The organism is Haloarcula sp. CBA1129 (assembly GCF_008729015.1).
In the GTDB taxonomy this organism is placed as follows: Archaea; Halobacteriota; Halobacteria; order Halobacteriales; family Haloarculaceae; genus Haloarcula.
Window position 1 is genome coordinate 2539515 of sequence record NZ_RKSM01000001.1, and the last position, 25148, is coordinate 2564662.

Annotated in this window: 27 protein-coding genes; 11 read left to right on the plus strand and 16 right to left on the minus strand. The window is 62.2% G+C overall.

All coding sequences use genetic code 11. The annotated features are described in order from the left end of the window. Positions 1-21 precede the first annotated feature (21 nt). A complete protein-coding gene (locus Har1129_RS12790; RefSeq protein ID WP_127013718.1) occupies positions 22-813 on the minus strand; it encodes an alpha/beta fold hydrolase in 792 nt (263 codons plus the stop codon). Positions 814-948: 135 nt separating this feature from the next. On the opposite strand from Har1129_RS12790, the gene Har1129_RS12795 reads away from it, so the two are divergent. After that, positions 949-1635 (plus strand): helix-turn-helix domain-containing protein, encoded by a 687-nt coding sequence (locus Har1129_RS12795; protein WP_127013719.1) that lies wholly within the window; start codon positions 949-951, stop codon positions 1633-1635. A gap of 27 nt (positions 1636-1662) precedes the next feature. Here the strand turns inward: Har1129_RS12795 and Har1129_RS12800 are convergent, their stop codons facing one another. After that, positions 1663-2481 (minus strand): P-loop NTPase, encoded by an 819-nt coding sequence (locus tag Har1129_RS12800; RefSeq protein WP_127013720.1) that lies wholly within the window; start codon positions 2479-2481, stop codon positions 1663-1665. A gap of 361 nt (positions 2482-2842) precedes the next feature. Here Har1129_RS12800 and prf1 point away from each other — a divergent pair, with 361 nt between their 5' ends. Further along, positions 2843-4099, plus strand: a complete 1257-nt coding sequence (gene prf1 / locus Har1129_RS12805; protein ID WP_127013721.1) for a peptide chain release factor aRF-1 — start codon at positions 2843-2845, stop codon at positions 4097-4099. Between the two features lie 122 nt (positions 4100-4221). Here prf1 and Har1129_RS12810 read toward each other — a convergent pair whose 3' ends face one another. The 11 genes from Har1129_RS12810 to ahaH all read right to left on the minus strand — a co-directional run bounded on the left by Har1129_RS12810 (position 4222) and on the right by ahaH (position 14542). Further along, a complete protein-coding gene (locus Har1129_RS12810) occupies positions 4222-4611 on the minus strand; it encodes a DUF6276 family protein (protein WP_127013722.1) in 390 nt (129 codons plus the stop codon). A 55-nt stretch (positions 4612-4666) separates the two neighbouring features. Further along, positions 4667-5359, minus strand: coding sequence for a V-type ATP synthase subunit D (locus Har1129_RS12815; protein WP_127013723.1), 693 nt, complete (start codon positions 5357-5359; stop codon positions 4667-4669). A gap of 108 nt (positions 5360-5467) precedes the next feature. Next, a complete protein-coding gene (locus Har1129_RS12820; protein WP_151101012.1) occupies positions 5468-6220 on the minus strand; it encodes a bacteriorhodopsin in 753 nt (250 codons plus the stop codon). Positions 6221-6314: 94 nt separating this feature from the next. After that, entirely contained in the window at positions 6315-7727 is a 1413-nt protein-coding gene (locus tag Har1129_RS12825; RefSeq protein WP_151101013.1) for an ATP synthase subunit B, read from the minus strand. Between the two features lie 2 nt (positions 7728-7729). After that, positions 7730-9490 carry an ATP synthase subunit A gene (locus tag Har1129_RS12830; protein ID WP_151101014.1) on the minus strand — a complete coding sequence of 587 codons (1761 nt, stop codon included), beginning with the start codon at positions 9488-9490 and terminating at the stop codon, positions 7730-7732. A gap of 2 nt (positions 9491-9492) precedes the next feature. Then, entirely contained in the window at positions 9493-9816 is a 324-nt protein-coding gene (locus Har1129_RS12835; protein WP_004518388.1) for a V-type ATP synthase subunit F, read from the minus strand. Beyond that, entirely contained in the window at positions 9813-10886 is a 1074-nt protein-coding gene (locus tag Har1129_RS12840) for a V-type ATP synthase subunit C (RefSeq protein WP_151101015.1), read from the minus strand. Before Har1129_RS12840 ends, Har1129_RS12835 begins: the two co-directional genes overlap by 4 nt. Continuing rightward, complete coding sequence (locus Har1129_RS12845) at positions 10883-11467, minus strand: V-type ATP synthase subunit E (RefSeq protein ID WP_151101016.1); 585 nt, start codon at positions 11465-11467, stop codon at positions 10883-10885. The genes Har1129_RS12840 and Har1129_RS12845 overlap by 4 nt, the downstream gene beginning before the upstream one ends. 21 nt (positions 11468-11488) lie before the next feature. After that, entirely contained in the window at positions 11489-11752 is a 264-nt protein-coding gene (locus tag Har1129_RS12850) for a F0F1 ATP synthase subunit C (protein ID WP_151101017.1), read from the minus strand. A 218-nt stretch (positions 11753-11970) separates the two neighbouring features. Beyond that, positions 11971-14223, minus strand: a complete 2253-nt coding sequence (locus Har1129_RS12855) for a V-type ATP synthase subunit I (RefSeq protein WP_151101018.1) — start codon at positions 14221-14223, stop codon at positions 11971-11973. After that, on the minus strand, positions 14210-14542 hold the full coding sequence (gene ahaH / locus Har1129_RS12860; RefSeq protein ID WP_151101019.1) for an ATP synthase archaeal subunit H: 333 nt from the start codon (positions 14540-14542) through the stop codon (positions 14210-14212). Before ahaH ends, Har1129_RS12855 begins: the two co-directional genes overlap by 14 nt. Before the next feature lie 115 nt (positions 14543-14657). Between ahaH and Har1129_RS12865 the strand changes: the two genes are divergently transcribed. After that, entirely contained in the window at positions 14658-15278 is a 621-nt protein-coding gene (locus tag Har1129_RS12865; RefSeq protein WP_151101020.1) for a methyltransferase domain-containing protein, read from the plus strand. 234 nt (positions 15279-15512) lie between these two features. Here Har1129_RS12865 and Har1129_RS12870 read toward each other — a convergent pair whose 3' ends face one another. Then, on the minus strand, positions 15513-16745 hold the full coding sequence (locus Har1129_RS12870; protein ID WP_151101021.1) for a hypothetical protein: 1233 nt from the start codon (positions 16743-16745) through the stop codon (positions 15513-15515). Between the two features lie 154 nt (positions 16746-16899). Between Har1129_RS12870 and Har1129_RS12875 the strand changes: the two genes are divergently transcribed. From Har1129_RS12875 to Har1129_RS12910, 8 genes are all read left to right on the plus strand, one after another. Next, positions 16900-17994, plus strand: a complete 1095-nt coding sequence (locus Har1129_RS12875) for a hypothetical protein (protein WP_151101022.1) — start codon at positions 16900-16902, stop codon at positions 17992-17994. 84 nt (positions 17995-18078) lie between these two features. After that, on the plus strand, positions 18079-18870 hold the full coding sequence (locus Har1129_RS12880; RefSeq protein WP_151101023.1) for an electron transfer flavoprotein subunit beta/FixA family protein: 792 nt from the start codon (positions 18079-18081) through the stop codon (positions 18868-18870). After that, a complete protein-coding gene (locus Har1129_RS12885) occupies positions 18870-19820 on the plus strand; it encodes an electron transfer flavoprotein subunit alpha/FixB family protein (RefSeq protein WP_151101024.1) in 951 nt (316 codons plus the stop codon). Before Har1129_RS12880 ends, Har1129_RS12885 begins: the two co-directional genes overlap by 1 nt. A gap of 61 nt (positions 19821-19881) precedes the next feature. Further along, entirely contained in the window at positions 19882-20724 is an 843-nt protein-coding gene (locus tag Har1129_RS12890; RefSeq protein ID WP_151101025.1) for a polyprenyl synthetase family protein, read from the plus strand. Between the two features lie 51 nt (positions 20725-20775). Continuing rightward, a complete protein-coding gene (locus tag Har1129_RS12895) occupies positions 20776-21339 on the plus strand; it encodes an AAA family ATPase (RefSeq protein ID WP_151101026.1) in 564 nt (187 codons plus the stop codon). After that, complete coding sequence (locus Har1129_RS12900) at positions 21336-21758, plus strand: RNA-binding domain-containing protein (RefSeq protein WP_151101027.1); 423 nt, start codon at positions 21336-21338, stop codon at positions 21756-21758. Before Har1129_RS12895 ends, Har1129_RS12900 begins: the two co-directional genes overlap by 4 nt. After that, positions 21755-22378 carry an HAD family hydrolase gene (locus tag Har1129_RS12905; protein ID WP_151101028.1) on the plus strand — a complete coding sequence of 208 codons (624 nt, stop codon included), beginning with the start codon at positions 21755-21757 and terminating at the stop codon, positions 22376-22378. Before Har1129_RS12900 ends, Har1129_RS12905 begins: the two co-directional genes overlap by 4 nt. Before the next feature lie 157 nt (positions 22379-22535). Then, the gene (locus Har1129_RS12910; RefSeq protein ID WP_151101029.1) at positions 22536-23435 is read left to right on the plus strand and encodes a hypothetical protein; all 900 of its coding nucleotides are present in this window, start codon (positions 22536-22538) and stop codon (positions 23433-23435) included. 33 nt (positions 23436-23468) lie between these two features. On the opposite strand, the gene Har1129_RS12915 is transcribed toward Har1129_RS12910, so the two are convergent. Both Har1129_RS12915 and Har1129_RS12920 read right to left on the minus strand, forming a co-directional pair. After that, complete coding sequence (locus Har1129_RS12915) at positions 23469-23813, minus strand: hypothetical protein (RefSeq protein ID WP_151101030.1); 345 nt, start codon at positions 23811-23813, stop codon at positions 23469-23471. A gap of 241 nt (positions 23814-24054) precedes the next feature. Next, the gene (locus Har1129_RS12920) at positions 24055-25110 is read right to left on the minus strand and encodes a molybdopterin-dependent oxidoreductase (RefSeq protein ID WP_151101031.1); all 1056 of its coding nucleotides are present in this window, start codon (positions 25108-25110) and stop codon (positions 24055-24057) included. Positions 25111-25148 lie beyond the last annotated feature (38 nt).

The window sequence follows — 25148 nt, forward strand, 5'->3', positions numbered from 1 at the left end:
CTATTAGTTTGCCCGAACAGCCTATTTCTGCAGGAACGTGTCGACTTCCGCCGAGACTAGTTCTGGTGTCTCTGCGGGGCCGCTGTGGCTGACACCATCGAACTCGACGAACCGGCTGTGTGGCAGTGCGTCGTGTACGTTTCGAGCACTCCGCCGAAGGAAGTCCGGACCGTTGGTGCCGGACAGGACGAGAGTGGGCGCGTCGACATCGAGGCGGTCTGGGAGCCGGTACTGTTCGACAGACCGGTTCATCCGGACGACCTCTTCGGCGAGGTCCACGCAGTCGGGCCAGACGGGCCACTCCGCCAGCCAAGCGTCGAGGTCGTCGATACCGTCTGGGTGGAGGACCTGCTCGACGTAGCGTTTCACCGCCGCTTTGCGTTCCCCGTTCTGTACGAGCGACGCCATACGGTCGGCAAGGTCGGCCTCCGTTCGGTACGTGTCGGGCAGTACTGCCGGTTCGTAGGCGATGACGGCTTCGACCGGTGTCTCTGTCGCGGCCTCAATAGCGGTGAGCGCCCCGTAAGAGTGTCCGAAAAGGACCGGGTCACCGTCGACGGCGTCGGTAAGCGCTCGGACGTAGCTGGCCTCGCGGTCCAGCACCTCACCAGCGCTCGTTTCCGCGGGGGAATCGAGGCAGGTCCCGAACCCCGGACGCTGTGGGACAACAGCGCCGTATCCTTCGAACTGTGGAATGACTGGCTCCCAGTACGCCGTGGGTGCCATCCCGCCATGTAAGAACAGCAGCGGCTGGCCGTCACCGTAGCGTTCGAACTCGACTTCAATCTCGTCTGCAGACTGTGTCGGCTGCATACAATATGACGGTCGGGTGCAGTCGGGCTAAGCCGTTCTCTCAGTGCTTGGGCCGTTTAATAGGGGTCGAAAGTGGACGCCCAACCGACTCGCTGTTCCGACAGGTGCTTCAGCATCGGCGGAGAGCGGTACCCCATGGGGCTTATCGCAGAGTTTCAGATCGAGTGTGAAGCGCTGCCGCTCGTATCGGTCGCGCACGCGGTTCCCGAAGCGTCGATTTCACTCTCGCTCCAGTACAACCACGGTCGCCGCCCGCTGTTTATTGCAACCGTGACGGGCGGTTCGAAGCGGGCTATCGAGCAGGCACTCACCGATGCCGACGACGTGCAGGAGTGGACGCGTATCGGGACGGCCGGCGACACCCGCCGGTATCAGGCAGTGCCAGCGCTGAGCTTCGAAGAGCAACTCGGTGGCCAAATCGACGACCTCGACGGGCTCGAAGCGCTCGCCACTGCAGACGCCATCATCGAACAGATAACCGTGACTGTGGACGGATGGCAACAGATGGGCTGGTTTGCCGACCGAGCGGCATTCACCGAGTTCACCTCGTTCTGGCAGCAAAACGCCGGCTTCGGATTGGACCGGCTGACCCGCGAGACGGAACCAAAACCGCCCGGAAACGGGCTCACCGACCGCCAACTGGAAGCGCTACGGACGGCGTACGAAATGGGGTATTTCGAAATTCCGCGACGTGCATCACTGGAGGCCGTGGCCCAAGAACTGGACATCTCTGCGTCGTCGCTCTCCGAGCGACTGCGCCGGGCACAGACCCAACTCATCCAAGAAACAGTCGCAACACTGTGGCCGCCGCTTCCGGAGTGAGCCAGCACGCCAGCGACGGCAGTAAAATCAGTTAAACAGGCCGAACACGCCGCCAGAGTCTTCATCTTCGTCGACATCAGAATGGTCCTCGGTGTCTTCGAGGAACCACTCGTCGTCAAGTATTGTCTCGATATCAGCGTCGGGGCTCTCACCACGGAAGAACACACCCTCCAGCGCCTCTGTCAGCCGCTGATAGGCGTCTGCAGCCGTGCTCTCGGGGGCGTTGAGTACGAGTGGTTCCTCGGTTGTCGCCTGCGGGTCGTCCGGGATGACCGCAAGCAGCGGGAACTCCATCTGCTCGGCGATGGACGCGACATCCGTATGGCGGGTCGCGCGGTTGATTATCGCGCCCAGAACGGTCCCGTCGATGCGGTTCGCTAGCTGGGCTGTTTTAACGGTATCGCCCACCGCAACGTCGTCAGGAGTCGTGACGAGGACGATACCGTCAGCCAGTCCCAGCGGCACAGCGACCTCATGGCTTAGTCCAGCGCCGGTGTCGATCAACACCACGTCGTAGGCATTTCGGAGCGTCTTGATGACTTTCCTGAGCTTTGCGGGGTCAGCGTCCGCGAACGCCTCCAGCGACTGTTCACCCGGAATCACTGTGAGCCCACCCGGCGCATCAGTCAACGCCTCACTCACGGCAGCCTCGCCGGCCAGAATCTCGTGCAGGCTCTTTTCTGGCTCTACAGAGAGCATCGAGCCGAGGTTCGCCATCCCAAGATCTGCGTCGACGACGGCGACATCGTAGTCCATCTCCTGAAGCACAGCCCCGAGATTTACCGCGGTCGTCGTCTTTCCGACGCCGCCCTTGCCGCCCGCAATCGTACACACATACCCCGCCATAGTCTGATTGCTTGGGTACAATGCAGGCAGTCATATAAATGCGACTGTCATTTGTTGGACCACCACGAACCAGACGCACCCGAGAGCCGTCGGTTCTACGGCCAATCTGAGTACCCGATTATCACATCTGCCGTCACGGCCGTACGACTCTGTTGTTCGGGCACAACGCCCACTCTATTCGTCTCCCTCGCTGCTCGCGGGACGGTCCTCCCCGCTCGCAATTCCGAACCCCTTCGTTTCACTCAGGGTTTCGCTGCTCGCGGCTCATTTCATTCGCCGCTCACTCGTCCTGCGATTCTCGCTCTGCTCGAATCGCACAGCTGTCAACAGGTTCTTACGCCACCTCGGCCAAAGTAGAGTAATGAGCGAGCAGCAGGAACAGGAGCAGTCGGACAAACAAAAATACGAGTTCCGGAAGGTAATCGAGGAGCTCAAGGACTATCAGGGCTCGGGGACCCAACTCGTCTCTATCTACGTGCCCGAGGACAAGCAGATCAGCGACGTCGTCGCCCACGTCACCCAAGAGCACTCCGAAGCCTCGAACATCAAATCGAAGGACACCCGCACCGCGGTCCAAGACGCGCTCACCTCTATCAAGGACCGACTCCGATACTACGACGTGCGGCCACCCGACAACGGACTGGTCGTGTTCTCGGGCGCGTTCGACACCGGCGGCGGCCGGACCGACATGGTGACCAAAGTCCTCGAATCACCACCGGACCCCATCGAGTCGTTCCGCTATCACTGTGACTCGGAGTTCCTCACCGAGCCGCTGGAGCACATGCTGGCCGACAAAGGGCTGTTCGGCCTCGTCGTGCTCGACCGGCGCGAGGCCAACGTCGGCTGGCTGAAAGGGAAACGAGTCGAGCCCGTCAAATCCGCCTCCTCGTTGGTACCGGGCAAGCAGCGAAAAGGTGGCCAGTCAGCCCAGCGATTCGCCCGCCTCCGGCTGGAAGCTATCGACAACTTCTATCAGGAGGTCGCCGGCATGGCGAACGACCTGTTCGTCGCCGACCGCCACGAAATAGACGGCATCCTCGTCGGCGGCCCCTCGCCGACGAAAGACGAGTTCCTCGACGGCGATTACCTCCACCACGAACTACAGGATATGGTGCTCGGGAAGTTCGACGTGGCGTACACGGACGAGTCAGGGCTGTACGACCTCGTGGACGCGGCCGACGAGGTGCTGGCCGAACACGAGATGCTCCGGGACAAGGAGCTCATGGAGGACTTCTTCAAGCAGCTCCACAACGGGGACAAGGCCACCTACGGCTTCGACCAGACGCGCCAGAATCTCAACATGGGCGCGGTCGAACAGCTACTCATCTCCGAGGACCTCCGGAAGGACGTGGTCGCCTACACCTGCGAGAACGGCCACGACGAGTACGACCTGATCAACAGCAACGCCGAAACTGACGACCACGAGTGCTCTCGCTGTAGCGCTACCGTCGACGCCGCGGACGGTGAGCGCGAGGACGCCATCGACCATCTGATGGAACTGGCCGACCAGCGCGGCACCGAGACGGTGTTCATCTCGACAGACTTCGAGAAGGGCGAACAGCTGCTGACCGCCTTCGGCGGCGTCGCCGGCCTGCTGCGGTACTCGACTGGCGTCTAACGCACGTCGTTCGCTCTCGTATCTCCAGCAACTCTTCGGCGTAGACGACGACACAGTTAGTTTCGCTGAGACCACAGCAGCTCTGTCTATTGCGGTTCGAGGAGAATAGGCGATCCAGCCGCTCACAGCAACTGTTCGAGCTGCCGACGACGACGGCCGAGGTCAACGTGGGCCGCCTCCCCATAGCTGGAGTCGAGGCGGTCTAGTACCAGTAGCGGGTCGACGCCCTCGCGCTCGACTCGCTCCAGCAACGCGGTGATTTCCTCGCGGTGCATCGCAAGCGAATCGAGCAGCCCGACGAGCAACAGCAGCGGGACGGCTGCGCCGTCGTCGTCTGGAATCGCGTCACTGAGCCCGAAATCCGGAACAGCCTCCGGAGGGGCCGTCTCCGGCTGGAGCGCAAGGCAGACCCGGCAGACGCTGGCCCCCCGTGCGTTTCCGGGGAGAAACTGCCGGAGGTCAGCCGGGACTGGGAACGAAACGAGGTCGCCGCCGCAGTCGGGACAGGACATACTCAAGCACGAGCGTGAAAGCGCAAAAACGATACCGGTCGGACGGACACCGCGCTCAGTCGTCAGCAGTGACCGGCTCGGTCTCTTCTTCCGCTTCCTCCGCGGCTGCGAGTTCGTCCTCTTCCTCTTCTTTCTTGGCTTTGATCTTCTTCATGCGGAAGATCTCCTCGCGCTCCTGCTCTTCGAGTTTCTGCTCGATGTACTCTTGATTGTCATAGAGGTCGGGCAGGAGTTTGAATTCAAGGGCGTTGACGCGACGTTTCGTCGTCTCGATCTCTTCGAGCATCTTCTTCATCGCCGTCTCGACTTCAGCGGCGAGGATGATGTTCTCGAGCAGTTCCTCGTAGGCCTCGGCGGCCTCGTCGATTCGAGCCGAGGTCCCCATGACGCCGTAGCCGCGTTCGTCCAGCGACTTCCGGACCTTGCTGGACTCGATCTGCGGGACGACAACACCCATGATGTTCTTGGACTGGGTCGTCAGTTCCGGGTGTTCTTTCAGCGCTGCGGCGGCCCCGCGGACGGCCACGTCGCCCTCCATCGCTCGGGCCATGTTGATTGCGCGCTGGGCCCGCTCGTAGGAACCATCGAGGTCTTCACGGACGTCCTGTGCTTGGTCCAGAATGTCCATGAACTCCATGATGAGGCCATCACGCTTCTTCTCCAGCGTGTCGTGCCCACGCTCGGACAGCTCGATGCGGTCCTCGATCTGCATCAGATTCTTGCGCGTGGGTTTGACGTCCTTAGCCATTACGGGACTTTTTTCGACGTAGGCAGTTAACGGTTTCCAGTTATTTCGGTTCGAGTGCTGCCGCTTCCGGACAGACACGCAAAAAACGAAGTCGGCGAACGGCAGTCGTTAGTCGTCTGCAGGCGTTGCGCCAGTGCTGGTCGATTCGGCAGCGCCGTCAAGCACGCCGTGGCTACGGAGCAGGATGATACCGAAGCCGACCTTTGCGACCAAGTCGATGACCATGAAGCCGGCCGTCTCGATACCGATACCGACGAGGCCGAGCCCTTCACTGCCGACAAGCCACCAGACTGGGTAGACCAGCCAGACGACAGTGACGAGGTTTCGAAGTGTCTTGAAGGTGCTCCGCGTGTCGCTTGGGAGGTCTGCGACCCGACCGGACAGCGAACTGAACAGGAAGTACAGCAGGACCAGCAGGAAGGCGGTGCTAATGCCCCACCAGACCAGCCGTTCCGCACCGGCCGACAGCACGCCGCTACCTGCGCTCAGCGTCGCGACCACACCGGTACCGATCATCAGCACGTCGAGGCTGACGAGCGAGTAGATGGTGTTTCGGTCTGCGCCTGCGAGCAGTCCGAGGTCATACAGCAGCAACGGCGTCGTGAACAGCCAGTCGGTGTATCGCGCCCAGTAGATGGGGTGTTCCGACCCGCCGAACTCGATAAACGTCAGGCCGAACCCGAGTGCCATCGCGAGGTAATTCACGAACGCGATTGCCGTGATAAGTATTGTCGCGATGTAGAACTTCTGGCGTCTACTGTCGGTCTCACCCCAACCGCGCGCGATGAAGTATAGCATGCCGAGGAACATGCCCGCTGTACCTAACCACAGCCAAATGGCTTCACTCCCTGGTTCTGGCATAGTGCATCCTAGTGTAGGGGGTCAACGCTAAACAGTCGCGTACCCAAAATATATGGTATAAATCGCAGGCTGCCGGAGAAAGTAAGCCGTGCCGTTAGGCTTCGACAGCTTCGGCGGTCTCGTCCTCGCGGTAGTGCTCCTCGATAAGGTCCTCGTCGATGCGGTTCAGCGCATCTTTCGGGAGCATCGAGAGCAGGTCCCAGCCGAGTTCGAGCGTCTCGTCGATGCTGCGGGCCGTGTCGGTCCCTTGATCGACGAACTCCTCCTCGAAGCGGTCGGCGAAGTCCAGATACTTGTTGTCCAGTTCCGACAGCGCCTCGCGACCGACAATGTTCACGAGGTCGCGCAGGTCCTCACCTTCCGCGTACGCGGCGAAGATCTGGTCTTTCACGTCGGCATGGTCGGCACGGGTCAGCCCCTCGCCGATACCGTCGTCCATCAGCCGCGACAGGCTTGGCAGGACGTTGATCGGCGGCTGGATGCCCTGGCTGTTGAGGTCGCGGTCGATGTAGATCTGGCCCTCGGTAATGTACCCGGTCAGGTCCGGAATCGGGTGCGTGTCGTCGTCGCCCGGCATCGTCAGGATCGGGAGCTGGGTCACGGAGCCCTCGCGGCCCTCGATACGACCGGCACGCTCGTAGAGCTGTGCCAGGTCAGTGTACATGTATCCGGGGTAACCACGCCGGCCCGGGACCTCCTCACGCGCGGCACCGATCTCACGCAGTGCCTCGCAGTAGTTGGTCATGTCCGTCAGAATTACCAGTACGTGGTAGTCCTTCTCGAAGGCGAGATACTCGGCAGTAGTCAGCGCCAGCCGCGGCGTGATCGTCCGCTCGACGGCCGGGTCGTCCGCGAGGTTCATGAAGACGACAGAACGTTCCAGCGCGCCGGTGCGCTCGAAGTCGTCCATGAACTCGTTTGCCTCTTCAGCCGTGATACCCATCGCGCCGAAGATGACGGCGAACTCGGACCCTTCGTCGTCGTCGCCTTCCTCCTCTTCCGGCACCGTCGCCTGTCGCGCGATCTGAAGCGCCAGATCGTTGTGTGGCAGACCGGAGGCGGAGAAGATCGGCAGTTTCTGGCCGCGGACGAGCGTGTTCATGCCGTCGATAGCCGAAACACCCGTCTGGATGAACTCCTCGGGGTACTCCCGGGAGAACGGATTGATCGCTTCGCCGACGATGTCACGGCGTTCGTCGGGGACGATCTCCGGGCCGCCGTCGATGGGCTGGCCGGTCCCGTCCATGACCCGCCCGAGGAGGTCCTCGGTGACGGGCATCTTCATCGTCTCGCCGAGGAAGCGAACCGAGGCATCGCGGTCGATCCCTTCGGTCCCCTCGAACACCTGAATGGCGACGTAGTCGCTCGCGGATTCGAGCACCTGACCACGGCGGGTCTCGCCGTCGCTGAGCTCGATTTCGACGATGTCGTCGTAGCCGACCGGTTCGTCGGTCTCGACGAACACCAGCGGTCCGCTGATCTCCGTGATTGTCTGATACTCTTTCATTGTTAGTACAGCTCCCGCAGTTGAGACTCGATGTCGTCTTCGAGGTCGTCGATGTACTCGTTCCAATCCTCTTGGACGCCGATACGGTTGAGCCGTGGCGCGGCGTCGATGTCGGTGATCTCCTCGACCGGGACACCGGCATCGAGCGCCTCGAAGGCCGCATCGTTGTACGTCTTGGCAGCGTCCATGATGCGGTAGGTCTTCTCGGGCTCACAGAACGTGTCCACGTCGTGGAAGGCGTTCTGCTGCAGCCACGCCTCGCGCAGGTAGCGGGCGATCTCAAGCGTCAGCTGCTGGTCTTCCGGCAACGCGTCCTTCCCGACGAGCTGGACAATCTCCTGCAGTTCCGCTTCCTCGTCGAGCGTGTCGATAGCCCACTGGCGGGTCTCCGGCCAGTCGGCCCGGACGTTGTCCTCGAACCACGGGTCGAGCTGATCGCGATACAGCGAGTACGACTCGTTCCAGTTGATAGAGGGGAAGTGCCGGCGTTCGGCCAAGTCCGCGTCCAGCGCCCAGAACGTCTTGACGATACGCAGCGTGTTCTGGGTGACCGGCTCCGAGAAGTCCCCGCCCGGCGGCGAGACGGCCCCGATGACAGAGACGGAGCCCTCGGTGCCGTTGATGTTCTCGAAGTAGCCGGCGCGCTCGTAGAACTCACTCAGACGAGCGGAGAGGTACGCGGGGTACCCCTCTTCACCGGGCATCTCTTCGAGTCGGGACGAAATTTCACGCATGGCCTCGGCCCACCGGGAGGTGGAGTCGGCCATCAGCGCCACGTCGTACCCCATGTCGCGGAAGTACTCCGCGATGGTGATACCCGTGTACACGCAGGATTCGCGTGCGGCGACGGGCATATTCGACGTGTTCGCGATGAGGCAGGTCCGATCCATCAGCGCGTTACCGGTGGTCGGGTCCTCAAGCTCCGGGAAGTCCTCGATAACCTCGGTCATCTCGTTGCCACGCTCGCCACAGCCGACGTAGACGACGATGTCCGCGTCAGCCCACTTGGCGAGCTGGTGCTGCGTGACCGTCTTCCCGGACCCGAACGGGCCGGGAATGGCGGCCGTCCCGCCCTTCGCAATCGGGAACAGGCCATCGAGCACGCGCTGGCCCGAGATGAGCGGTTCCGTCGGGGTCTCCTTCTCGACGGTCGGGCGCTGCTGGCGCACCGGCCATTCCTGGTGCATCTGGATCTCTTCGCCGCTGTCGAGTTCGACAACCGTCTCTTCGACGTTGAAATTGCCGGACTCGATGGCGACGACTTCGCCGCCCTCGGAGTCGGGCGGGACCATCACCTTGTGGTCGATACTCGGCGTCTCGGGGACGGTGCCGACGATGTCGCCGGCCTCGACCTCGTCGCCTTCCTCGACTTCAGGGGTGAATTCCCAGGTCTTCTCCAGGTCAATGCCCGGTGCGTCGACACCACGGTCGAGGAATGCCGACCCCATCTTCTCTTCGAGCACGTCGAGCGGGCGCTGGACACCATCGTAGATGGCGTCGAGCATGCCCGGCCCGAGGTCCACGGAGAGGGGCGAGCCCGTCCCTTCGACGGGTTCGCCGGGGGAGACACCGGAGGTCTCCTCGTACACCTGAATCGTGGTGATGTTTCCTTCGATCTCGATGACCTCGCCCATCAGCCCTTCCGAACCGACGTAAACGACGTCGTTCATCCGGGCGTCGAGGTCCCGAGCCGTTACGACCGGTCCCGAGACGCTTTCGATAATGCCGTCCTCGCGGACGTCTGTGTCTGTTGCTTGACTCATGGTTAGTCCTCGTCCATCAGGTCGATACCGATGGCTCGCTTGATCTGTTCACGCAGTCCGCCGCTCCCAGTACCGCCGCCGAGCGTGACCATCACCGGCTCGACACTCGTCTCCGCGTCCTGCCTGACACCGCGTGAGAGATGCGACAGATCGTCGTCGTGCATCACGACGATGCCGATGTCGTCGTCGTTGAGCATCTCCTCGACGGCGTCGTCGAGCTGCTCGTCTTTCTCGTCGGCAGGCACGTCCGCGAACTTGCGGACGCCCGCCAGCCGAAAGCCCGTCGTGAACTCCGGGCTTCCGATGACACCTATTTCCTGGCTCATAGTATTACCAGCTCCTGTTCGATTTCATCGGGGCCGAGGCCGGCCTCGCGACCGCGGGCGATGGCCCGGATGTTGTCGACCTCGCGCTCCTTGGCGAGGACGTAGGACAACACCGGACAGACCGACAGGGGATAGCGGTTCGAGAGCCGGTCGGCGTATTCGAGCAGCGCCGCGTCCAGCGCCCGCTCGAAGTCGATGAGGTTGTCGGCCTCTTCGAGCGCCGACAGCGCCTGATCGAGGTCGTCGCCGTACTTACTCTCGCGAACGGCGCTGACCAGTTGGTCGAGATTCGTCGATAGCTGTGCGACCTCCTGTGCGTCGAACAGCTGTCCACCCTCGATGAAGTACTCCGAGGGGTCGATATCCGTACCACTACGGGCCAGACGGAGCGCGTTCCGGAGGTTTCGGAAGTCGACTTCCGTCTCCAAAAACTCGACGTACAGCCCGGTCGGGCTGTCGATCTCCGGGTTGTCCGGAAGCCCCGACAGCAGCGTTTCGTAGAAAGCGCGGTCGAGCGCGTTCTCCAGTGGCACGAGGACGCCGCTTTCCTCGTACACATCGAACGCTTCGGCCAGCGTGTCACCGAAGATAGTGTCGTCGAGCTGCTCGACAACCTCCTCGATAGAGCCGGCGTTCAGCAGGTCCTCAACGCGCCGGTCGGTGAACTCGCCGGCCCGGATGAGGTCGTCCTCTACCTCGGTTCGCTCCGCATCCGAGTAGAGCCCGCGGATGACGGTCTTGACGTTCCACACGTCGAACTTCCGCAGGTAGCGGGCGATATAGTCGTACAGCGCCCCCTCGGACCAGCGAAGCAGGTCGTCGAAGTGTTTCGCGAGGTTGCGGTTCAGCGCGTACTCGACGAGGTCGACGCCGTCGTACCGGGAGCCGAGCGCGTTCATTTCGGTCTCGTACTCGGTTTCCTCCATGAAGCGGGCGATCTCGCCCGTCCCCATGCGGACCAGCTTCCGGTAGTCGTCATCGTCGAACAGGGATGCGCTGCGGGCGCGAACCCGTGCGATGACGTACTCGTAGTTGCTTCCCTGGCCGCTCGTTCCCGTTCGCGAACTCATTGGTCTTCGAACAGGCGGTCGCTGATTGCTTTCAGGTTGTCCTCCCAGACGTCCTCAAGGATAGAATCGAACGTGTTGTTCACACGGACTCGTGACTCGCTGCTCTCGACGACGACGCCGCCGAGGCAGTCCCGCTCGCCGGCGTACGTCACGTCGTCGTAGTCTTCGAGTACATCCTTGAGAAGCGACTGGTCAGACGCACGGCCGTACACCGACAGCTCGTCGCTGTCGTCGAATTCATCGACGGCGGCGTCAAGCAGTGCGCGTGTCAGTTCCTCTCGTCGATCCCCTTCGAGGGCCGCAAGCGCGTCCTCGACGTCGCCACGAACGTCTTCGAGGATGTCACGCCGGGCGTTGAGTCGAGCCTGCTTGGCCTCGAGCTTCGCGGAGGAGAGCCGCTGCTCTCGCTCCTGCTCGATGGTCCGCTCGACCTCAGCCTCGCGTTCCTCACGGATCTGCTCGGCGTCGGCCTCGGCGTCGGCGATGATCTCCTCGGCACGTTCGTCGGCCTCGTCGCTAATCTCCTGAGCACGCGCGCGGGCCTCGTCGCGGATATCCTCTACGACTGTTTGAAGGCTCATTATTGGAAAAGGGAGAAGTGGTTAACCGAGGATGAAGACGACGACCAGCGCGAGAATGACGAGCGTCTCCGGCAGGACTGTCAGGATGAGCCCACGGCCGAACATGCTCTCGTCCTCCGCGATGGCGCCGACGGCGGCGGCCCCGATACCACGCTCTGCGTACCCCGCACCGAGTGCAGACAGTCCGACAGCGAGGGCTGCAGCAGCCCCCGCAGGGATAGCCGGAGCAGCAGCGCCACCTTCTTGCAGTACAGCGTTGACAACGAGTGCGATAGTTTCTATCATGTTGTTGAGATCCTCTCTGAGGTTGCTCGTGTCCGAACAGGCGTATGTGACTCCACGGACTTCATAAAGCTTCCCAAAACACTTCGTCAAGATGCTGTTCTGAGGGTTTAGCCACTCTCTCAACCACGGTTGTCATCTGGTACCAGCCCCCGAGTATGCTACGTTAGTGCAGGAGCTACCGGGAGACCGACAAATACGGAAAGCAAAATCGATAGCGGTCAGTCGTCAGTGGTGTAGGTCCGCTCGTAGCCGAACGGATTGTACCGCTTGCCGCCGCCCTCGAAGAACTTGCCGAAGAACTCCACGTACTCGAGACGCACACCCTGCAGCCCGGCGCTGGTAATGCCCAGCACGAGGACGAGGAGGTGCCCCAGCACAAGGACGAGCAACCCACCGACGAGACCTGCGATGCCCGAGTGCATCAGGCCACCGAACATGACCTCTGTGACTTCGTGGCCGTGGTAGACCCCTTCTTCGAGGTAGTGGCTCGGTGCATGGCTGATACCGAAGTGCCACGCTCCGTCTTCCGTGACGAACACGCCGAAGAACAGCAGATTGACCACGAAGGCCATCCCGGCCTTCGCAAGGAGCACTGCTGCCAGTCGCGTGTACGACAGCACGTTCACGAACACGTTGAGGAACTCGACGACTTCGATGGGGTCAGCAAGCGCCAGCAGCACGAGGCCGGCGAAAAACACCAGCAGCCACGCTGATATCGGGAACCCACCGACGCTGAACAGGTCAATAGCCGGGAGCCCAGCGAAACCAAGCGGGAACGGGTTCCCAGCGAAGATACCTTCCTCAGCGGTGTAGAGGAAGTCCGGTGCCGAGCCAGCTGCGCCGGAGAACACCCACGCCCAGAGCCCAAACAGCATCAGGAGCCATGAACCGCTCTCGGTGACTGCGTCCCAGAGGCCGTGATTCAGGTTCTCGACGAAGTCGAACGTCCATCCCACAGCGAGGTGGAGCATCCCGGCCAGAAGGCTCAGCGTCAGCCATCCGATAGCGTACTCGCCGTACGCCGGCTGCAGTCCCTTATGGAACGGCGCCCCTTCGAACCCGAGAGCGGGCCACACGACGTTCGAAATCGTGTGCAGGCCGAAGATTTCGCCGTACAGCAGGCCGAACAGCATCGTAAATCCACCGGCCCACATTCCAACGCCACCGAGACTTTTCAGCACATCGCTGTCAACCGCTGAGTACAGCCCGTAGCCAAGCACGAGGTACAGCAGTCCATAGCCGACGTCACCGATCATGAACCCGAAGAAGGCCGGGAACGTCAGGAAGAAGGCGACTGTCGGGTCGAACTCGCCGTACTTCGGGCGGTTGACGACTTCGACAAGGTCCTCGAACGGACGGACGCCGCTCGGGTTGTCCTGAATGACGGGCGGCGCGTCGTCACCCATCGTGATGACACCGCCATCGGCGACGGTCTCCTGTGGCTGGCGTTCGCTCTCCGGTTCAGGTGCGTCAACGGAACTGCCGACCGGTTCGCCGCCGTTGCCGCCTTCACCTTCGACTTCTTCGTGGGACTCCGCGTGTCCCTCGCTATCGTACTCGGCGATTTCGATCCGATCAATGTCGACGGCGTCGCCGACAGTACTCGAAAGGGCCCGCTGGAACTCCTCGTAGCGCTCGTTCGGAATCCAGCCCTCGGCGATGAAGGCGTTTTCCGTCGTCGCGAACGTGAGCGGGGCTTCGCCCTTCTGGGCCTCGATAGCCAGTTTCTCCTCGGCAGCGAGCAGGAATCCAGCGTGGTCGAGGCGGAGTTCATCGAGTTCGTCCTCGACAGTCGAGAGCTTCGATTCGAGCTGTTGTTTCTCGTGTTCCAGCTCTTCGAGATACGCCGTCGGGTCGCCATCGCCCTCGGGGACTTCGAGCCGAGAGAACGTGGCCCCGACGAGCACGTCCTGCAAGGCGTCTTCCTCAGCCTGTGCGAACACGGCGACAACGCTGTCCTCAGTGAACAGCTCGAACGTCCCGATGTCGCTGTCTGCGAGGACAGCCTCGATCTCGTCGCTGTCACCCTCGCCGACGACGACAGACAGCGAGTCGTAGCCACGGAGCAGGTCGAGATCGATGCCGAGCGTGACGAACGGCGCCATCGTATTGATCTGGTCCTCGACGGCGCGAAGTTCGTCCCGAACATCGTCGCGCCGGTCGTCAAGTTCGTTGACTGCCGTGCGGACTTCTTCGAGTTGGTCCTCGATTGCCTCGTCGGTGACGACCCGGGTCGGACCCGCGTCTTCCTCGTTAACGTCCAGAATCGACTGTAGCGAGCGGACCGTAACGAGCTTGTCCGATACCTCGTTGGTGCCCTCGAGTGAGCTCCCGGGTTCGAAGCCGTCCCAGGAGTCGTCATACTCGGTGACGTGGAGCATATCGAGGTCGTGGACGGCCTCAATAGTCTGCTCCATCGTGCGTTTCGACCCCGTCACCGAGACGCGGCACATCTTCTCAGGTCTGAGCATGTACCGCCTCCTCAAACAGGTCTGTGACGTATTCGACTACTTCGTCGATCTGTTCACTGGCCTGCTGTTCGAGATCGTCGCGAGCGCTCTCACCGTCTTCGATGATCTGCTCGCGCTCGGCCTCGATCTCTTCGCGAGCCGCATCAAGACGGTCTTCGGCAGCCGTCTCAGCCTCTTCCCGCGCAGATTCGCGGATTCCTTCCGCCTCTTCGCGAGCCTCCGCGATGCGGTCTTCGCGGTCTTGTTCGGCCTCTGCGACGATCTCGTCGGCCTCCTGCTCGGCCTCCTGTATCCTGTCAAGAACTTCTGGCCGTGGCATTCTCTAATCACGTGAGCGTTGCCAGAGCGGCTATTTGGTAGTTGCGAAGTTTCCCTGTGTGATAGACCGGCCAAAATCCGGGGAATTATCACCGCCAAGTCCTAAGCTGGCAGTAATGGGAGTCCTCGAGAACAAGGCCCGCGCGCGGACGTTCTACAAGTATCTCTCGAAGGTGTACGACCAGATCAACCCCTTCATCTGGGACGAACGGATGCGCGACGAGGCGATCGCAATGCTCGACCTTTCGCCCGACGACAAGGTCCTCGATGTCGGCTGTGGCACCGGCTTCGCCACCGAGGGTCTGCTCGAACACGTCGATACGGTGTACGGGCTCGACCAGAGCCCGCACCAGCTCTCGAAAGCGTTCGAGAAGTTCGGCAAGTTCGGCGACGTACGCTATCATCTCGGTGACGCCGAGCGACTTCCGTTCAAAGACGACAGTTTCGACGCGGTGTGGTCCTCGGGATCCATCGAGTACTGGCCCAACCCCGTCGACGCGCTTGCTGAGTGCCGTCGACTGACCAAACCCGGTGGTAAGGTCCTCATCGTCGGCCCCGACTATCCGAACTCGACTGTCTTCCAGAAGATGGCCGACGCCATCATGCTGTTTTACGACGAGGAGGAAGCCGACCGGATGTTCACCGAGGCGGGGTTCAAGCAGTTCGAACACCATATCCAGCAGTCTCGGCCGGGGAGTCCGCGTGCGATTACGACGATTGCAGAAGTCCCAGAGTAATCCGCCGCCACGAGCGAAGCGAGTGGCCGCTTTTTCGCCCACGTTTTTGCGGTGAGGGTGACCAGCAGTCACCCGAACCGGAAAAAGGTGGTCTGGCAGTCTCGGCCGGGGAGTCCGCGCGCGATTACGACGATTGCAGAAGTTCCAGAGTGACAGCGATTGTAGAAGTATCGCTACTGTCTCCGAGTAACAGCAGTTGATTCGCGACAGGTGGAGCCGATCAGTCTCGCATCGCTACACCGATTCACTGACCGTGACCCAGACTCGGTCGCCGTTCTGTGTTGTGGCAGTAACCGTGTACGCTCCACGAGGTTCGACCGTCCAGAGAACGCCGTCTGTGCCGGTCGTCCCGATTCGTTTCCCATTTACTCTGACAGTCGCATCTGCCGTAGAGCCCGTACTGTTGTCGGTGACCGAGACGAGCAGTGGTCCGGACTCGAACGATTGCTGGACGCGGACGCGAACTGACTGGTTCACGTTCGTCGCCACCTCCGATCGGTCGATGGTCGTCAGTTCGAGGGCCTGCGTCTCGTAGAAGACGTTCGTCGTACCGCCGTCGAGATAGGCTGTCAGTTGTCCGTTCGAGTGATCAGCCTGAATCTGGTAGATAGCACTTCGACCGTATGTCTGAACGGACGGGTACTGCTCGCTGTAGAGCCACGGGTAGAGCGTCTCAGCCCGTGTGTTGACCGCGCCGAGGGAGTCGTTGGTCTGTGCGAACTGGTCGACTGCCGTCTGTTCGCGGTCTTGCCCGAGATATGTTTCACGCGTGTACTGGCCGTCCACGACTGTCGACAGCATATATCCCTCCGAGGACGCCTCAACGTACACCGCGTTTGGCTCAACCTTGCCGGCAGTTTCAGCGCTGATACGCTGACTTATCGGGCCGCGGTACGTCTTGAGCACGCCCCTGTTGTTTTCCAGTCGGAAGCGCTGGGCCGGAGACAACGAGTAGTCCGGTGCGGTACCGGTGGCCGTCCGAATCCGTCCAAGCCGAGCAGCCAGCTGGCGGGACGTAGCGTCGACCAGTGCCCGCTGTCGCAGGAACTCCGTAGCGGTTATCGCACCGTTGGCGTACTGCCGTATCGCGATCTGATTCCGTTGTTCCAGACTTGTTCGCTTGCTTTCGATATCGGTCAACGTCTCGTCGACGAGGCGGTCGCGAGCGGCCTCGCTGTCCTGCTGGAAGAACTGCCGTTCAAACGTGGTTGTCGCGTAATCGCTCCGAAGGTCGCTGGATCCGGTTGCAACCGCCACGCCGACATCGACCGAGGATCGGTTGTACGTCGTCGTCCGAACATCACTAGCCGGGATAGCGAGATGGTTCGTCGTGTTGTCGACAGCCGTGATCTGTGGCAACTGGTCACTGCCGTCAGCGGTCTGGGCCGGTGGGGCGACCCCGGTTACGGGGGTCGCCGCGGAGACGACCATGAGGAGGATCACACCGACTGCGGGGAGGAGACGCATCAGCACCGAATACTCGCCCACCGTACAAAAATCCCCCCATTCTCCATATCACAGTAATCACCTGAGAGGCCACGAGACCTTTCAAAGCGTCGTCTGACGTTTTATTCTCGGATGGAAAGGGTTTTGCCCCCAGAACGTTCATCGATGAACGAGAATGACCCCGCGGGTATCAGGTGCCCCCCTCCTCCTCCTTGTCCTGTTTGCCCTGTTGGCGACCCCACCGCTTGCGGCAGCAGCGGTGGATACCGTCGCTGCCCAGCAGACGACCGGGACACCGGCACCGGTTGCGGAGAACACGACGTTTGCCCTTCAGATACAATCGAACGGCGATGCCAAGTGGACGGTAACGGATACCTACGCGCTCGACGAAACCGAAACTGAGTCGTTTAGAGACACCGGCGAACGGTTCGCGAGCGAGGACACCGAGGCAGAGTGGCTGCCGTCGTTCCGGAAGGCGAGCGACGAGGCCAGCACCGTCACCGGCCGGGAGATGGAGATTACCGGCGTCGACCGTCGATACGAGGTGTCAGACCGCAAGGGGCAACTGATCCTCGAGTTTACGTGGACGAACTTCGCTGTTGTTAGCGGCGAAAATATCGTCGTCGGCGACGCGTTCAATTCGACGGACGGCACATGGTTCGGGACGCTAACCGCAGACCAGCGACTCGTTATCTCCCCGCCATCCGGGTACGGGGTAGAGAGTGCCCCCAGCGCTGTCGACGACGGAAAACTGGTTTTCGAGGGGCGGCGGACGTTCGAACCGGGGTACCTGTCCGTCGTGTACACTGGTGAACAACCGACTACCCAGACGCCGATGGAAACCCCAGAATCGATCTTCAGCGGCATCGGTTCGGCTTGGATCGGCGGGTTCGTACTGCTGTTGCTGCTCGTTGGGGCCGTCGGTTACATGTTCAAGACTGGATACACTGACGCGCTGCCATCGGTTGCAGCCGGGGACGACGATGGAGACGACAGTGCTGGGGCGACAGTCCCAGTGGACGACACCGCGGCCTCGGACGATGTCGATGTCGAACTCCTGAGCGACGAGGAACGCGTCGAGCGACTCCTCGAGGAGAACGGCGGACGGATGAAGCAGGCCCGTATCGTCTCTGAGACCGGCTGGTCGAACGCGAAGGTGTCGCAGTTGCTCTCATCGATGGACGAGGAGGGCCGCATCGACAAGCTCCGTATCGGTCGGGAGAACCTCATTTCGTTCCCGGACGAGGATATAACCGACTTCGACGAGTAACTGTCGGGACTATGTGAGTGTAAACAAGCCGGGCGTGGTTTCTGGTTCGAAAACGTTTATTCGCTGTCCGGTCGGACCTCCAATATGAAAATCCTTGTCACGGTAAAGGAGGTGGCAGCCGTCGACGACGAGTTCGAGATCGACGGACTCGAAATCGACGACCGCTACGTCACGGCCGACCTCAACGAGTGGGACGAGTACGCTGTCGAGGAGGCCGTCCAAATAAAGGAGGACCACGACGACGTCGAGGTCGTCACCGTCACCGTCGGCCCGTCCGAAACGGATGAGACAATCCGGCAGGCACTGGCGAAAGGGGCCGACCGTGCGATCCGTGTCTGGGACGACGCACTCGACGACGCCGGCCTGCTGGACCCCGAGACGAAGGCTCAGGTGTTGGCCGCCGTCGCAGCCGAAGAGGAACCCGACCTTGTGCTGACCGGCGTCCAGTCCGCCGACGACGGGTTCGGGGCGACTGGCGTCACGCTGGCCGATAAGCTCGACATGGAGTGGGGCGCTGTCGTCAACGATCTCGACTTCGATCCGGAGGCAGGTGTCGCTAGCGTCCACCGAGAACTGGAAGGCGGCGTCGAGGAACTCACCGACATCGAAACCCCGGCCGTGCTGACGATACAGACCGGGATCAACGACCCCCGCTACGCGAGTCTTCGGGGTATCCGGCAGGCCCAGAGCAAGGAGCTCACGGAGTACGCCCTCGCGGATATCGGACTTGACGCGTCCGGAATCGAGAGTCCGCTCGAACAGACCTCGCTGTACGAGCCTGAAACCGAGGGTGAGGCGACAGTGTTCGAGGGGAGTGCCGAGGAGACGGCGACCGAGTTGGCTGAATTGCTCGCAGAAAAGGGGGTGACCAGCTAATGTCGGTCCTTGCTATCGCCGAACACCGGCGCGGGGAACTCCGACCAGTGAGCTTAGAACAGTTGGCAGCCGGTCGCGACCTCGCCGATCAACTCGGCGGCGAGCTACACACTGCCGTCATCGGCGGCGATGTCGAAGCCTTCGGGGCGGACCTGAACCGCGAGGGCGTCGACGCTGTCCACACCGTCGACATCGGTGAGGAGTTCAACCACGACGTGTACACGCAGGTCGTCACGCAACTGGCCACGGAGCTGGATCCGACCGTCCTCCTGATGCCAAACAGCGTCAACGGCCTCGATTACGCGCCGGCGGTCGCCAATCGGCTGGACAGGCCGCTCGTGACCGACGTGGTCGATATCGACGCCGAGGACGGCCTTACCGCCACCAGAGAGCTGTACGGCTCGAAAGCCGAGACGACAATCGACGTCCACGCTGAGCAGGCGGCCGTGACCATCCGTCCGGCCGAGTGGCCGACCATCGAAACGGACGGTGACGCCGCCATCGAGGCGTTCGACGCGACCCTCGACGAAAGCGCAGTCAGGTCCACAGTAAAAGGCTTCGAGGAGGTCGGCGGTGGCGACATCGACATTACCGACGCCGACGTGCTAGTGTCCGTCGGCCGCGGGATCGAAGAAGAAGAGAACTTAGACATCATCCACGACCTTGCGGAGGCACTGGACGCGACGGTGTCGGGTTCGCGACCCCTCATCGACAACGGCTGGCTAGAGAAGGACCGACAGGTCGGCCAGAGCGGGAAAGTCGTCACGCCGGACGTGTACATCGCCATCGGTATCTCCGGGGCCGTCCAGCACGTCGCCGGGATGAAGGGCTCGGATACGATTGTCGCCATCAACACCGACCCGAACGCGCCGATCTTCGATATCGCCGACTACGGCATTCAGGACGACCTGTTCGAGGTCGTCCCAGCACTCACCGAGCAGTTCCAGTAACGGCCACACACTGAATCGCGGGTGACAAGGTACTTTTTGTGGTAGTCCTAAGGAAGCGCTAATGGAGTATCTCGAGCGCCGGCGAGACCGGGTCGAGGAGCGGTTGGAGGCGGTTCTCGACAGCGTGGAGCCGGACGAACTCGCAGATGAAGTGCGTCACGTGGCGCTTTCCGGGGGGAAGCGGGTGCGGCCGACGGTGACAGTGCTAGTCTGTGAGGCGCTGGGTGGGGAGCCGTCCGATGCCGTCGATTTCGCAGTCGGCATCGAACTCGTCCACAACGCCTCGCTGGTCATCGACGACATCATCGATGAGTCCGAACTCCGTCGGGGATCGCCGGCCGCTTGGGAGGCCTTCGGTCACGGCCCAGCCATCATCGCCTCCGACGGTCTGCTCGGCGAAGCGTTCAACCTGTTTTCCACGGACGAACGCGCCATGCAGACCGTCTCCGAGTCGATGGTCGAACTGGGCGAGGGCGAGGCGATGGAACTGGTCGCAGAGCCCTCCAACGAGAAGGAGTACATGGAACTGGCCCGCCGGAAAACTGGCGCGCTGTTCCGCGCCGCGGCGGAGCTGGGTGCGATTGCTGCTGACTCAGACCCGTACACGGTCGAGGCGGTCGGCCAGTACGCCGAACGTGTCGGTGTGGCCTTCCAGATGCGCGACGACGTGCTCGATGCAACGGCCGACGCCGAAACCCTCGGCAAGCCGGCCGGGACCGACGCAGAGATGGAACGACCGTCGCTGGTAGAAGTGACAGAGCTGACGACCGAGGAGGCAAACGAGCGAGCACGGGCTGAATCCGACGCCGCCTTAGAGTCCCTATCGACCATCGACGCTCCGGAGTCCCAGTCGATGGAGTACCTGCGCGACCTCGCGGAGTTCGTCGTCGTCCGCGAACGCTGAAGACCGATCCGAACGGGAGGGCTTTTGCCCGCCGCTCGATTACGCCCGGCAATGACAGTTATCGGTATCGTCGGGCTGCCGGGCAGCGGGAAAAGCGAGGCAGCGAACGTCGCCGCCGAGATGGGTGTGCCGGTCGTGACGATGGGCGACGTCATCCGCGAGGAGTGCCGTGACCGTGGGCTAGACCCCGCATCGGACCACGGGACGGTCGCAAAAGCGCTCCGAGAGGAGAACGGTCCCGCCGCCATCGCCGAGCGCTCGCTACCGATGATCGAGGCGGAACTCGAAGCGAACGACACCGTCCTCGTCGACGGTATCCGGTCGGACGTGGAGGTCGAGGCGTTCGAATCGGCGTTTGGCGACGCGTTCCTGCTGGTCGAGATTGACGCCCCGTTCGAACTGCGCGCCGACCGGCTCGATATCCGTGGGCGGGACGCCTCGGCCGAGGACGGCGGCGAATCGCTCGAGGACCGCGACGCCCGTGAACTCGGCTTCGGGATGGGTGAGGCTATCGAGAGGGCCGACCTGACAATCGAGAATACGGAGACGCTGGCTGCGTTCCAGCGCAACGTCCGTACACTGATTCGGGACGGACCGGAGGCGTTCGACCAATGAGCGCCGTCTACTCCGTGGACATCCGAATCGAAGCCCCGGTCAACGACACCGAGGTGACCGACCGGGTCGCTGACGCGGTCCGAAATCTCTTCCCCGAAGCGGACCCGACGCAGCAACAAGGCGCACTCGTCGCCGAGGTGCATACGATGGACGGGTTCTCCGAGCTGCTCCACCGGCGAGAAATTCTGGACACAGCCCGGTCGGTCTTTTTCGACAATCTAGAGGGGGACACGTTCGCGTTCGACGTCAAGAAGCAAGCGGCGTTCGAGGGGCGGATTAACTTCGCAGTCGGTGACCCCTCGGAACTGGGAGACATCCATGTGAACGTGACCGTCCACGAACCGTCGGCCGAGGAGTACATCGACTACGTCGCCCCGCCGACCGAGGACGGTCAGCCGGTCTACGACGAGGACACATGACGACGACCATCTGTTTCGATCTCGACGACACGGTCGTTCACTACCCGGAACCGTACAAGAACATCATCCGCAAGACGGTCGAGGCTCACGGAATCGAGTACACAGACGAGCTCCGGGCGGTGAGCAAAGAGGTGTTTTACACGGCCTTTGAGGCACTTGAGCCGGAGCCGTACCGCCAGTCGATGGCTGCCGTCGTCGAAGCGGCCGGGGCGGACATCGACCTCGATGCACTGGTCGAGACGCTCAGAGAGACCGAATACGCGTCGACGACCGTCCCCAGCGCGGCTCGGGACAGCCTGTCCGCACTTGCTGCTGACAACCAACTCGCGATTGTCACCAACGGCATCCGGAAGCGACAGCTCGGCAAGCTCGACCACCACGGGCTAACGGACCTGTTCGACCTCGTTGTCGCCTCCTATGAGGTCGGTGCACACAAACCGGACAGCGCGCCGTTCGACCGGGTCCGGGCGGAGCTACCGGCCGACGAGTACGTGATGGTCGGCAACGAGTACGAAACCGACGTCGAAGGCGCGCGCAACGCCGGCTTCGTGCCGATTCACTACGAATCAGGCGACAACGGCGGACCGGACCTCTGGGATTCTGTCGACGCGTTACTCTGACAGGCTGTAGACCGTCCCGAGACAGATACCGCCCAGAGCGGACGCGCCGTTCCGTCGGAGGTCACGACCGGGGGTAAGCGGATGGTACTGTCGCAGTGTCACCATGGAAGTGGAATAATCATCAAATAACTAACATCCCTGATTGGGAAGGGGGTATATGGTGGACATTGACAAAACAGGGCAAGCAGAGTCTATCGACCGCCGCCGCCTCCTCAGTGTCATCGGTGGCGGAGCCGCGACCGCGTTGCTCGGGACGGGAGTCGGTGCTGCGAAACCTGACCACGCGAACGGAAACGGGAACGGCGGTAAGAACGGCAACAACGGTGTCGGTCCGTGTACCTGCGACGGGTGCCCCGACGGAACGTTCTGCGGAAAAATCGAGGGGGCGCCGGAAGACGGCGAGACCTACACCTTCGAGTCGGACGGGGACAGTTTCAGCGTGACAGTCGAGAGCGTGACCGAGAAAGACGACGGCGAGGTCACATGCTTCGAGTTCTCCAGCGACGACGTGGTCAAGCAGGTGTGCGTCAAGGGCGGTCCGGACACCGCGACGTACGACGATGACCCGGAAGGGAAGCAACTGTGTGCGCCGGAGAACCCGGGCGGCCAGCAGTCGGAGATCAGCAACGTCTCATTTTGCGGAGCCAGACTGGAGTGTTACCAGATCGACCTCGTGGAGGGCAAGGTAATAGAGGACTTCGGCGACGAAGGCGCGTACGGCGACCGGAAGTTCGAGGACTTCAGCGTCTGCGAGGACGGGAGCAACGAGTATGGCCTCGAAGAACAGAACGACGGCTATGAGGCCGCCGGCTGTACGCTCAGCTGGGATGGGCTCGGCTTCGATGCGTCCGACAACACGGCACAGGTCGACGTGACGCTCAAATCAGCAGAATCCGAACCCTGCACGGTCACGCTGGCCGGCTACCTGCTTCCCGAGGGCGAAACGAAATTCAACCCGGAGACGCTCGAAGAGCAGGAGTTGCGAGGTTACGAGACGGAGGAACTCACCGTCGACGAGTCGGCAACGCTGAAGATCGATCTCGACGGCGGCGATTGAAACGCTCGTTCGGTGGTGCGAACCGACTCCTCGTCAGCCGATGACAGCAGTGAGGATGACACCGGTGTTCCACGCCGTCACTGCGACACCCAGAAGCGCCAGCCCGAGCGGGATACCGATGGAATACGGCCAAGAAACCCATTTCCAGATGGCGAAAAACCCAACGAGGACGGCCGCTTTCAGTCCGGTCAACACCAGCATCGCGTGCTGTTCCAACAGTAGCTTGACCACGGGGCTGAGTTCCGTCACGCCGGTAATGCTGTAGCCGACGAGTGTCGTGACGAGGTCGCCGACGCCGAAGAAGGCGACGGCGACCGCCCACAGGGCGACGGCGGTGTTCGACGGGCCGGCGAGTCGGGCGGGCTGCCGCCAGTTCATACCCCCGCTACCGCTCCACGGGACTTCGTTAGTGGTAGCTTCAGTGACAACTACGGATGGTAAGCTGCTCTTTCGGCCGGTGGCCCTGTCGTACTGTGTCGAGCGCCGAGTCAACGTAGAGGGACGGTGCGTCGGGGTGTACCCGTCCGAAGTAGATAGATACTGTAGGTAGTCTCCTCTTTCCACGCGGGACTGGCCCGGAAGAGAAGCGATCACCCCACTGTTGCGCATATGGACCCACTCAGAACCCGCTCACAAATATCGCGAGCCACTCCCCGAGTTCGCGGCGCTTGCTGACCCGCACCGACTCAACCCACTTCACCCACTGGAACCCCCGACGGCCGGGCGCGACGAGGCGGAGCGGGTAGCCGTGACCGTGGGCCAGTCGCTCGCCGTCGACGTGGGTGGCCAGCATAGCGTTACGGGCCTCCGACAGCCGAAGGCTCCATCGGTAGCCAGTGACAGAGCGGAACTGGACCCACGCCGCCGCGTCGTCGGGGTCAGCGGCGTCAAGCAGGTCCCCGACGCGAACGCCCTGCCACTCGTGGCCGGAGTACCAACCGCTCGTGCAGTCAAGAACCGCTGCTTCGGTCGCATTCGGTGAGAGTTCGTCGGCGGCATAGCTGGTTTCGCTGGCAACCCTGCCGGCGACCGATAGCGACCACTCGGTCGCGTCGACCGGGTCCGGGTCGTCTGCGACCCAACTGGTGACGGGGAACCGGTTTCCGTCGTCGGTTCCGTCCTCCCGTGACCCGGTATAGCGGCGGTCAGCGCCGGCCGTGTCGAGGGCGTCATTAACTGGCCCCTGAACTCGCCAGAGAAGTGCACCGGCAGTTACCAGCCCGGCATATCGAAGCACGTCTCGACGGCCGCCGCGGGTCGCCTGTGCTGGGGAATAGAACCGGGCGCGGAGATGTACCAGTAGCAGTGGCGGCACCAGCAGGCCGAGCGCGACGTGCAGGTGAAACAGCCCCCACGGGCCGAGGTCGAGCGTGCCGCCGAAAATCCACCAGACACCAGTGCCGAGCGCCCCCAGCGTCACCGCGGCCAGACCGACCGAGAGAATCCGAGTGCCGGTCAGCCGCGCTGGGGAGACGCGGTGGGAGACGCGATGGAGCTTCACCGGCAACAGGAGCGTCAGCACCACGCCGGAGAGCGCGTGAACGTCGATTACCCACGCGCTGCTGGGGATGCCTGCGAAGATGGTAGCGATACCGCTGGCAAGCAACGTCGCCACCGCCGCGAACAGCCCCCAGTCGACCGCCCGTGGCGTCGGCGTCAGCCGTCGGATGGCCATGGGAGTGATTAGCACTGGAGCGATTTATACTGTCATGG

Coding starts and splice junctions, on each gene's coding strand:
- Har1129_RS12790 (WP_127013718.1), bottom strand. CDS start 813: ATGCAGCCGACACAGTCTGCAGACGAGATTGAAGTCGAGTTCGAACGC.
- Har1129_RS12795 (WP_127013719.1), top strand. CDS start 949: ATGGGGCTTATCGCAGAGTTTCAGATCGAGTGTGAAGCGCTGCCGCTC.
- Har1129_RS12800 (WP_127013720.1), bottom strand. CDS start 2,481: ATGGCGGGGTATGTGTGTACGATTGCGGGCGGCAAGGGCGGCGTCGGA.
- prf1 (WP_127013721.1), top strand. CDS start 2,843: ATGAGCGAGCAGCAGGAACAGGAGCAGTCGGACAAACAAAAATACGAG.
- Har1129_RS12810 (WP_127013722.1), bottom strand. CDS start 4,611: ATGTCCTGTCCCGACTGCGGCGGCGACCTCGTTTCGTTCCCAGTCCCG.
- Har1129_RS12815 (WP_127013723.1), bottom strand. CDS start 5,359: ATGGCTAAGGACGTCAAACCCACGCGCAAGAATCTGATGCAGATCGAG.
- Har1129_RS12820 (WP_151101012.1), bottom strand. CDS start 6,220: ATGCCAGAACCAGGGAGTGAAGCCATTTGGCTGTGGTTAGGTACAGCG.
- Har1129_RS12825 (WP_151101013.1), bottom strand. CDS start 7,727: ATGAAAGAGTATCAGACAATCACGGAGATCAGCGGACCGCTGGTGTTC.
- Har1129_RS12830 (WP_151101014.1), bottom strand. CDS start 9,490: ATGAGTCAAGCAACAGACACAGACGTCCGCGAGGACGGCATTATCGAA.
- Har1129_RS12835 (WP_004518388.1), bottom strand. CDS start 9,816: ATGAGCCAGGAAATAGGTGTCATCGGAAGCCCGGAGTTCACGACGGGC.
- Har1129_RS12840 (WP_151101015.1), bottom strand. CDS start 10,886: ATGAGTTCGCGAACGGGAACGAGCGGCCAGGGAAGCAACTACGAGTAC.
- Har1129_RS12845 (WP_151101016.1), bottom strand. CDS start 11,467: ATGAGCCTTCAAACAGTCGTAGAGGATATCCGCGACGAGGCCCGCGCG.
- Har1129_RS12850 (WP_151101017.1), bottom strand. CDS start 11,752: ATGATAGAAACTATCGCACTCGTTGTCAACGCTGTACTGCAAGAAGGT.
- Har1129_RS12855 (WP_151101018.1), bottom strand. CDS start 14,223: ATGCTCAGACCTGAGAAGATGTGCCGCGTCTCGGTGACGGGGTCGAAA.
- ahaH (WP_151101019.1), bottom strand. CDS start 14,542: ATGCCACGGCCAGAAGTTCTTGACAGGATACAGGAGGCCGAGCAGGAG.
- Har1129_RS12865 (WP_151101020.1), top strand. CDS start 14,658: ATGGGAGTCCTCGAGAACAAGGCCCGCGCGCGGACGTTCTACAAGTAT.
- Har1129_RS12870 (WP_151101021.1), bottom strand. CDS start 16,745: ATGCGTCTCCTCCCCGCAGTCGGTGTGATCCTCCTCATGGTCGTCTCC.
- Har1129_RS12875 (WP_151101022.1), top strand. CDS start 16,900: ATGACCCCGCGGGTATCAGGTGCCCCCCTCCTCCTCCTTGTCCTGTTT.
- Har1129_RS12880 (WP_151101023.1), top strand. CDS start 18,079: ATGAAAATCCTTGTCACGGTAAAGGAGGTGGCAGCCGTCGACGACGAG.
- Har1129_RS12885 (WP_151101024.1), top strand. CDS start 18,870: ATGTCGGTCCTTGCTATCGCCGAACACCGGCGCGGGGAACTCCGACCA.
- Har1129_RS12890 (WP_151101025.1), top strand. CDS start 19,882: ATGGAGTATCTCGAGCGCCGGCGAGACCGGGTCGAGGAGCGGTTGGAG.
- Har1129_RS12895 (WP_151101026.1), top strand. CDS start 20,776: ATGACAGTTATCGGTATCGTCGGGCTGCCGGGCAGCGGGAAAAGCGAG.
- Har1129_RS12900 (WP_151101027.1), top strand. CDS start 21,336: ATGAGCGCCGTCTACTCCGTGGACATCCGAATCGAAGCCCCGGTCAAC.
- Har1129_RS12905 (WP_151101028.1), top strand. CDS start 21,755: ATGACGACGACCATCTGTTTCGATCTCGACGACACGGTCGTTCACTAC.
- Har1129_RS12910 (WP_151101029.1), top strand. CDS start 22,536: ATGGTGGACATTGACAAAACAGGGCAAGCAGAGTCTATCGACCGCCGC.
- Har1129_RS12915 (WP_151101030.1), bottom strand. CDS start 23,813: ATGAACTGGCGGCAGCCCGCCCGACTCGCCGGCCCGTCGAACACCGCC.
- Har1129_RS12920 (WP_151101031.1), bottom strand. CDS start 25,110: ATGGCCATCCGACGGCTGACGCCGACGCCACGGGCGGTCGACTGGGGG.